5 protein-coding genes and 1 pseudogene are annotated in these 3988 nt (G+C 65.8%); 4 read left to right on the forward strand and 2 right to left on the reverse strand.

Annotation, left to right across the window (positions count from 1 at the left end; translation table 11 throughout):
- The first annotated feature begins 5 nt into the window (after positions 1-5).
- Entirely contained in the window at positions 6-80 is a 75-nt protein-coding gene (locus tag WAN71_RS12195) for a 50S ribosomal protein bL37 (protein ID WP_422225575.1), read from the forward strand.
- A gap of 78 nt (positions 81-158) precedes the next feature.
- On the opposite strand, the gene rsrA is transcribed toward WAN71_RS12195, so the two are convergent.
- Both rsrA and WAN71_RS12205 read right to left on the reverse strand, forming a co-directional pair.
- Entirely contained in the window at positions 159-452 is a 294-nt protein-coding gene (gene rsrA, locus WAN71_RS12200) for a mycothiol system anti-sigma-R factor (protein ID WP_422225572.1), read from the reverse strand.
- The gene (locus tag WAN71_RS12205; protein WP_422225576.1) at positions 449-1144 is read right to left on the reverse strand and encodes a sigma-70 family RNA polymerase sigma factor; all 696 of its coding nucleotides are present in this window, start codon (positions 1142-1144) and stop codon (positions 449-451) included. The genes rsrA and WAN71_RS12205 overlap by 4 nt, the downstream gene beginning before the upstream one ends.
- Positions 1145-1423: 279 nt before the next feature.
- Between WAN71_RS12205 and WAN71_RS12210 the strand changes: the two genes are divergently transcribed.
- From WAN71_RS12210 to WAN71_RS12220, 3 genes and pseudogenes are all read left to right on the forward strand, one after another.
- Entirely contained in the window at positions 1424-2272 is an 849-nt protein-coding gene (locus WAN71_RS12210) for an SDR family oxidoreductase (RefSeq protein WP_422225573.1), read from the forward strand.
- A gap of 1 nt (position 2273) precedes the next feature.
- A complete protein-coding gene (locus WAN71_RS12215) occupies positions 2274-2762 on the forward strand; it encodes a YbaK/EbsC family protein (RefSeq protein ID WP_422225574.1) in 489 nt (162 codons plus the stop codon).
- Between the two features lie 47 nt (positions 2763-2809).
- A pseudogene (locus tag WAN71_RS12220) lies at positions 2810-3904 on the forward strand (13E12 repeat family protein); the annotation flags it as partial.
- Positions 3905-3988 lie beyond the last annotated feature (84 nt).

The following is a 3988-nucleotide window of genomic DNA, read 5'->3' on the forward strand; positions in this document are numbered from 1 at the left end:
CAGTTATGGCCAAGCGTGGCCGCAAGAAGAAAGACCGCAAGTACAGCAAGGCCAATCACGGTAAGCGCCCCAACTGCTAGACGGGGCGGTACGGGAATCACCCGCTTGCGGGGGCGTTGGGGGACGCCCCCGCTTCCCGTGCGTTAGGCCGTTCGACGCTATCGGCGGATGATCGTGGTCCGGCTGATCTCGAGCCGTAGCCGCTCACGAAGACCCTCGGGAGCTTTCTCGCCGCGGCACTTCGTACCGATCAAGATCTTGAGACGCTCCTCTAGCTCGTGCAAGTGTTCACACGGCGGGCATTCGTCGAGATGCTTGCGGAGCTTCTCTCGGACCTCGGGGTTGCATTCACCGTCGATGAACTCCCATACCATCGCAACCAGTTCGGCGCACTCGGCCTTGATGCGGGGGTCAGCACCTGCTGGGAGGTCACCGGGCGAGAACTCAGTCACGACGACACCTCCTCGGGCGCTTGATCGCCGCGGATGAAACCCCGATCTTTGGCCACATCGGTCAGCAAGGTGCGCAGTTGGCGCCTGCCGCGATGCAGTCGCGACATCACCGTCCCGATCGGTGTATCCATGATCTCGGCGATCTCCTTGTACGGGAAACCCTCCACGTCTGCGTAGTACACCGCCATCCGAAACTCTTCGGGTAATGCCTGCAGCGCCTCTTTGATTTCGGTGTCCGGCAACGACTCGAGCGCCTCAACCTCGGCAGAGCGCAAGCCGGTCGAAGAGTGCTCGGCGGTGGCCGCCAATTGCCAGTCGGTGATCTCCTCGGTGGGATACTGCGCCGGCTGTCGCTGCTTCTTGCGGTAACTGTTGATGTAGGTGTTGGTCAGGATGCGGTAGAGCCACGCCTTGAGATTTGTGCCCTCTTTGAACGAGCGAAATCCCGCGTAGGCCTTGACCATGGTTTCTTGGAGTAAATCCTCGGCATCGGCCGGATTCCGGGTCATCCGCAGCGCGCCGCCGTATAGCTGATCCAGCAGCGGAATCGCGTCGCGCTCGAAACGCGCGGTCAGCTCCGCGTCAGTTCCATTCGAGCGGCTCCGCCCAGGGGCGTCCGAGACCTCGGGGGCTTCTGGGGCCGCTGGAGTCCCAGCTGCCTCCGACTCGGTCGCGCCATCGATGTCGGCCATGTTGAGTAACGCGGTCCCTTCTGTCGCGATGCCGGTGAACAGGTCCATCAACACCGGACCCGTCTGGCACCCGGCCAACTGCTCTTCGCCAATAAGGCTCGTCGCCGTTGACACCCGACTCCCCCTTCCCCAATCTAAAGGCTGCGACCGACAGTGTCTGCTTCGCATCACGTAACAGCAATAATCGTCGCGCTATTTCCGGTCTATTTCCGCCTCCGGCGGCGATTCAATCCGGGCCGCCGATTCAGGCTGGTTGTGAGCAGCGTTACTGTGACGCTCATGTCGCTGAAAGCCAAGACCATGTTCATCTCGGGTGCCAGCCGCGGAATCGGCCTGGCCATCGCCAAGCGGGCCGCCCAGGACGGCGCCAACATCGCGCTGATCGCCAAGACCGCCGAGCCGCATCCCAAGCTGCCGGGCACGGTGTTCACCGCCGCGAAGGAGCTCGAAGAGGCCGGCGGCCAGGCGCTGCCCATCGTCGGGGACGTCCGCGACCCGGATTCGGTCGAGGCCGCGGTGGCCAAGGCCGTCGAGCAGTTCGGCGGTATCGACATCTGCGTGAACAACGCGTCGGCAATCAACCTGGGGTCCATCACCGAGGTGCCGATGAAACGGTTCGACCTGATGAACGGCATCCAGGTGCGCGGCACGTACGCGGTGTCTCAGGCGTGTATCCCGCACCTGAAGGGCCGGGAGAACCCGCACATCCTGACGCTGTCGCCGCCGGTGCTGCTCGGAAAGGAGTGGTTGAAGCCGACGGCCTACATGATGGCCAAGTTCGGTATGACGCTGTGCGCGCTGGGCATGGCCGAGGAGTTGCGCGACGAGGGCATCGCGTCGAACACCCTGTGGCCGCGCACGCTGGTGGCCACCGCCGCCGTGCAGAACCTGCTCGGCGGTGACGAGGCGATGAGCCGCGCCCGCAAGCCCGAGGTGTACTCCGACGCCGCCTACGTCATCCTCAACAAGCCCTCCCGCGAGTACACCGGCAACACGTTGTTGTGCGAGGACGTGCTGGTGGAATCCGGCGTCACCGACTTGTCGGCGTACGACTGCATCCCGGGCGGCAAGCTCGGCGTCGACTTCTGGGTGGACGGCGTCAACCCGCCGGGGTACAAGCAGGCCTAACGTGCCCGGGGCTGCGACACCGGCTCTTGCGGCTCTGATCGCTGCCGGTGTGCCGCATGAGGTCGTCAAGTACGGTCACGATCCCCGCCAACACTCGTTCGGCATCGAAGCGGTCCACGCGCTGACCAAGGCCGGCGGCATCGCGGCTGAGCAGATTTATAAGACCTTGATCATCGCAGTGCCCGACGGGCTCGCCGTCGCGATACTGCCGGCGTCGTCGAAGTTGTCGCTCAAGGCGGCCGCCGCCGCGCTGGGGGTGACCAAAGCCAGCATGGCCGACCCCGCTGCAGCCCAACGAGTCACCGGCTATGTGCTCGGCGCTGTTTCGCCGTTCGGGCAGCGCGCGCCACTGCCGACCGTGGTCGACTCCGGCGCGCTGGCCTGGGACCGGGTGTATTGCAGCGCGGGCCGGCGCGGGTGGCACGTTGCAGTCGCTCCCGACGATCTGGTCCGGGTCACCGGCGCGGTGACTGCCGAAATTCAGGCTTAGTGGCTGCGATCGTTTCAATGTCGGACCGGCGTGACATAATCGAACACATGTTCGACGAAGGATCGGCGCGCAAGTCCTCGCCGGAGGCGATTGCCCGGCTTGATGACCTGTTTGAGCGTCGTCATCCCTCGACCACATCGGTATCGGCGGCGCTGCTGGATCGGATCTGCGCGGCCACGCGGGCGGAGAACCAGGCGGCAGCCGCGCAGCTCGCCGCGATCGGGGAGTTGTTCGGCTACCGGCTCTCGCGCTGCTCGGACACCGAAGAATGGGCCGTGGACACCGAGGAAGCGCTGGCCGCCGAGGTAGCCGCGGCGCTGCGGATCAGCCAGGCCCTCGCCGCTAGCCGACTGCGCTATGCCCGGGCCATGCGCGAACGCCTGCCCAAAATCGGCGAGGTATTTGCCGCCGGCGATATCGACTTTCGGATGTTCGCAACCATCGTGTATCGCACCGATCTGATCACCGACCCCGACGTGTTGCCGGCGGTGGATGCCCAGCTGGCCGTCGCGGTGCCGCGTTGGCCATCGATGACCCGGGCCCGGTTGGCGGGCCAGATCGACAAAGTCGTGGCCACCGCCGACGCCGATGCAGTGCGGCGGCGCAACGAACGCTTGCCCCAGCGCGAGGTGTGGTTCACCGATCTGGCCGGCGGTATTACCGAGATCCACGGCAGCCTGCTCACCCCCGACGCCCATGCCTTGGACAAGCGGTTAACCGCGATGGCGTCCACCGTTTGTGAGCACGATCCCCGCAACCGTGACCAGCGCCGCGCCGATGGGTTGGGCGCACTGGCCGCCGGGGCGGATCGGCTGGGCTGCCGCTGCGGGCGCCGCGACTGCTCCGCCGCAAAGCGACCCGCCGCCTCCCCGGTGCTGATCCATGTAATCGCCGAGCACGCCACCCTCACCGGCAGCAGCGTGGCGCCAGCATCCGAGGTGGGCGCCGACGGGCTCATCCCACCAGAACTCCTCACGGAGCTGGCCGCCTCAGCCAAGCTAATACCGCTGGTCCACCCCGGCGACGCCCCACCCGAACCCCGCTACACCCCATCGCAAGCGCTGGCCGCCTTTGTGCGCTGCCGGGATTTGACCTGCCGCTGGCCCGGCTGCGACCAACCCGCCCACCGCTGCGATCTGGACAGAGAGCATGGGGGTGCGTCACTGCCGGTGGCGGTCTGACTCTGACCTCGACTGACGCCGACTGGTTGTCCTTGTGTGGATTTG

Source organism: Mycobacterium sp. (assembly GCF_049280035.1).
Taxonomy (GTDB): domain Bacteria; phylum Actinomycetota; class Actinomycetes; order Mycobacteriales; family Mycobacteriaceae; genus Mycobacterium.